The sequence below is a fragment of the Methylobacterium sp. CCH5-D2 genome, assembly GCF_001556475.1.
Lineage (GTDB): Bacteria > Pseudomonadota > Alphaproteobacteria > Rhizobiales > Beijerinckiaceae > Methylobacterium > Methylobacterium hispanicum.
In genome coordinates this window covers 1-2,634 of sequence record NZ_LSIX01000492.1, presented here as the reverse complement: position 1 = coordinate 2,634, position 2,634 = coordinate 1, and the positions used below count along the sequence as shown (strand labels likewise).

Genomic DNA, 2,634 nt, shown 5'->3' with positions numbered 1-2,634 from the left:
GACCGCGACCGCCGCGACGCCGCCGACGGCGCCCGCGTAGCGCGCCCCGAAGGGCACCGCCCCGCCGAGCAGGACTGCGTGGAGCACGATGCCGAGCGCGACGATCGTCCCGAACTCGGCCATCCGGACGAGCCCGGCGACGACGACCGTCGAGATCGCGCCCGGCGCCACCGGCGCGGCGGTCTCGGCGAGCGGCACGCGCGGCGCCTCCGTCGCGCCGGGCGGGCCCGCCGCCTTCAGGACATCGCGGACATCGAACGCACTCATCGGACGCTTCGCCCCTGCCGCACCCGTCTGGTCATCCGCCGATCCTGCCAGAGCGGCCTATCGGAATGTTTAAGCGGAGGCGGGCCCGCGCCGTCCGGCGGCCGGGGCCGGCCCGCGCGATGCCCGGGCGCGGAAGCCCGCCTCGTAGCCGGAGAGCACGCTCTCGCCCATGCTGCGCATCGAGAAGCGGGCGCGCACGGCCTCGCTCAGCGCGCGGAAGCGGGCCTCGCGCGCGGCCGGCGCCTCGTCGAGCAGGCGGGCGATGGCCTCGGCGAGCGCCAGCGGGTCCCGGGGCGGCACGAGCTCGCCGGCGGCCTCGCCGAAGATCTCCGGGATGCCGCCGACATCCGTGGCGACCAGCGGCTGGGCGGCGGCCGCGGCCTCCAGCACCACGTAGGGAAGCGATTCGGCGAAGGAGGGCACCACCATCACCCGGCCGCGGGCGAGCACCGGGCGGATCGGCTGGGCCGGCTCGAAGGCGACCGCGGCGCCGAGGCCGAGACGGGCGGCCCTGGCCGCCAAGGCCGCCTCGTCCGGGCCGGAGCCCACCATCAGTAGGCTGAGCGGGCGGCCGGCCCCGTGCAGGGCCGCCAGCGCGTCGAGCAGCACCGGCAGGCCCTTGGCCTCGCGCAGCTCGCCCACGTAGACGAGGTCGAACGGGTCGTCCGCCCGGACCACCGGCACGAACTCCGCCTCGTCGATGCCGTTGTGGACGACGCGGGTCACCGTGCGGCCCGCGCCCACATAGGCCCGGTGGCGCCCGGCCACGTAGGCGCTCTCGAACAGGAAGACGTCGGTGCGGCGGGCGAGCAGCGCCTCCACGCCCATGTAGAGCCGGTGCAGCAGGCTGCCGGGCCGGTAGTTGTAGCTGCCGCCGTGCGGGGTATAGGCGCGGATCGGCCCGCCGCCCGGCGCACCGGCCGCGCCGCGCACGGGCGCGAGGCGGGCGTAGACGCCTCCCTTGGCCCCGTGGCCGTGCAGCACCTCGGCGCCGACCGTCTCGGCCCGGCGCGCCACCGCCCGCAGGGCGGCGAGGTCGCCCGGATCGGGATTGCGCCGCATCGGCACGCGCAGCACGCCGAGCGCGAGCTGGGGCGCGAGCTCGGCCAGCGTCCGCTCGGCGCGGGCGCCGCCCGTGCCCGCGTCGCAGATCAGGCCGACCGCGTGGCCGGCCCCCGCCTGGAGGCGCGTCAGATCGACAACGTGCCGGAACAGGCCGCCGACGGGTGCGCGGAAGACGTGCAGGATCCGGCGCGGCGCGCCGGCATCGGGCGAGGTCGGGGACACGGCGCTCTCCTGGCGGCGAGGCCGGCGGTCCGTGCGGCCGGATGCGGGGCCGCACGTCCGCCGGGGACCTGCCCGGCACTCTGCGCCCTGCCCGTGGGCGAGGCCTTAAGCGCCCCCTGGGCCGGCGGGGATTTTCGCCGGCACGGTCAACGGCGCGCTAAGGGACCCTCACGGAACCGTCGCGGCCGCAAGCAGGCGCCTCAGTCCCGCGACGAGTTCGGCCTCCTGGACCGGCTTCTCGATGCGCGGCTTGGCGCCGTAGCCGGGCAGGCGCGCGACGCGCACGTCCCCCGTGACGAACAGGTAGGGTACGCCGAGCGCGTCGAGCCGGTCGGCGAGGGGATAGACCGTGCCGCCGAGGCCGACATCGAGATTGATGTCGAGGACGGCGGCATCGGGCACGCGCGGGCCGATCAGCCCGAGCGCCTGCTCGACCCGGGCCGCGGGCCCGATCACGCGCGCGCCGGCCGCGCGCAGCCACCGCTCCAGCTCCATCGCGACCACGTAGTCGTCCTCGACCAGCAGGACGTGCAGGCCGGCGAGCGGTGGGCGGGCGTCGGTCATGGAAGGTCCCCGGGGGCGTGAGCGGGCGAAGGCTGCCACCGCGGGGGGCATGGACAACAAACTGGATCAAGGATCCGGCCGGGGCATCGCCGATCCGGCGCCGGCCTGTCGGGAGGGCCCGGCAGGGAACCCGGGAGAGGCGTTACGGCGCGGCGCTGCGCGGCGCCGCGGAGGCCGGCTGATGGTCGGTCGGCCCGGTGCGCAGGAAGGTGAGAACGATGCCGGCGACGCTCAGGAAGAGGGCGGCGGCGAAGATGACGAACAACCAGCGGGGCATGGATGCACACCTAGCGTGCGGCGCCCCGCCGGCGAGAGGCGTTGCGAACCCGATGGGCAGGCGGGCGGCCGGAGCCGCCCGTGCGAGGTCCGGGACGAGGCCGGGGATCGGGTGGGGATCAGGCGGCCTTCCGGCGCCCGCCCGCCTCGCGCTCGGCGAGGGCGCCGGGGCGTCCGAGGCCGATCTGCTTGGCCAGCGCCGAGCGCTGGGCGGCGTAGGCGGGAGCGACCATGGGGTAG

4 protein-coding genes and 1 pseudogene are annotated in these 2,634 nt (G+C 76.8%); all 5 read right to left on the bottom strand.

The window, feature by feature from the left end; all coding sequences use genetic code 11:
* Window positions 1-267 (bottom strand): annotated as a pseudogene (locus tag AX737_RS12580) (undecaprenyl-phosphate glucose phosphotransferase); the annotation flags it as partial.
* A 69-nt stretch (window positions 268-336) separates the two neighbouring features.
* Window positions 337-1,554 (bottom strand): glycosyltransferase family 4 protein, encoded by a 1,218-nt coding sequence (locus AX737_RS12575; protein WP_066921792.1) that lies wholly within the window; start codon window positions 1,552-1,554, stop codon window positions 337-339.
* Window positions 1,555-1,722: 168 nt separating this feature from the next.
* Window positions 1,723-2,118, bottom strand: a complete 396-nt coding sequence (locus AX737_RS12570; RefSeq protein ID WP_066921790.1) for a response regulator — start codon at window positions 2,116-2,118, stop codon at window positions 1,723-1,725.
* A 142-nt stretch (window positions 2,119-2,260) separates the two neighbouring features.
* Window positions 2,261-2,395, bottom strand: coding sequence for a hypothetical protein (locus AX737_RS37095; RefSeq protein ID WP_280949071.1), 135 nt, complete (start codon window positions 2,393-2,395; stop codon window positions 2,261-2,263).
* Window positions 2,396-2,513: 118 nt separating this feature from the next.
* A partial coding sequence (locus AX737_RS12565; protein WP_197430559.1) for a MucR family transcriptional regulator occupies window positions 2,514-2,634 on the bottom strand: 121 nt, incomplete at its 5' end.